The 976-nt window shown below is 51.4% G+C and carries 2 protein-coding genes; both read left to right on the forward strand.

What is annotated here, in order from left to right; translation table 11 throughout:
* Positions 1-574: cation:proton antiporter (locus ACOCD2_RS22025; protein ID WP_293650859.1), on the forward strand; the 574-nt coding region annotated here is incomplete at its 5' end.
* A gap of 82 nt (positions 575-656) precedes the next feature.
* Positions 657-976 (forward strand): hypothetical protein (locus tag ACOCD2_RS22030; RefSeq protein WP_293650783.1); only part of this gene is annotated, 320 nt, incomplete at its 3' end.

Here is a 976-nt window from a genome sequence, read left to right on the forward strand (position 1 = left end):
TGACATCCCCTGCCTGATTCCCACGGCCATGGTGTCGCTGGTATTGCTGTTTGCATGGCTGGCACATGAAATGGGAGCTCCGGAACTGCTGGGCGGCTTTGCAGCCGGCCTGGCATTGTCGCGCCGGTTTTTCCTGCCTTTCGGCATGGCCCTGCGAACCGAACCGGAATTCTCCGAGCGGATCGAAAGCCAGATGCGCCCCATCATTCAACTGTTTACGCCCATCTTTTTTGTGATGGTAGGCCTGCCCCTCAACCTGAAAGCAATCGACTGGACCTCGGCCTTCATATGGAGCTTTTCCCTGCTGTTTCTGATTGTTGCCATCATCGGCAAGTTCGCCGGCGCCATGTTCACGGGAGAACCGCTGCGCAAACGCGTCATCATTGGCGTCGCCATGATACCCCGGGGCGAGATGGGACTGATCTTTGCCGAACTTGGCCGTACCAGCGGCATTTTCGACAACGAAATCTACGCCGGCATGATCATCGTCATCGCCTTCACCACGCTGCTGCCGCCATTCCTGATGAAATACCTGTATCGCCGAACTGATCGACACCACAGTTACCTAACTTGACATATCAGGGGGGGGGATAAATTTACAATGGTGTATTTTACTACAGCATGTTCTATTTCTATCAAGCATGGAGAACCAAGGAATGAAAAAGCTATTATGGATTGTCATTGGGACTTTTATTCTTTCTCAATCTGTCATTGCAGATGGGATTACCACAAAACGGGACTTAAATCCTCTACAAGAAAAAATCGTCCACTACGTAGCTGCCAACCAGAGCTTAATCGGCTTGGCGGTTACAGAGGAAGAAATGTCAGCCCTGGAAGCAAACCCGGAGAAATATCGTAAGCGCCCAAGAATCCACACCTGTTTTCCCCACCTGACCCTGTGCAGACTTTCTCCTGAAATTTCACGACACAGGAGAAATCGATGGACATGTCTGATGCCACCGAAGGCGCGTCATTC

Source organism: Thiolapillus sp. (assembly GCF_048562965.1).
Taxonomy (GTDB): Bacteria; Pseudomonadota; Gammaproteobacteria; order Chromatiales; family Chromatiaceae; genus Thiolapillus; species Thiolapillus brandeum_A.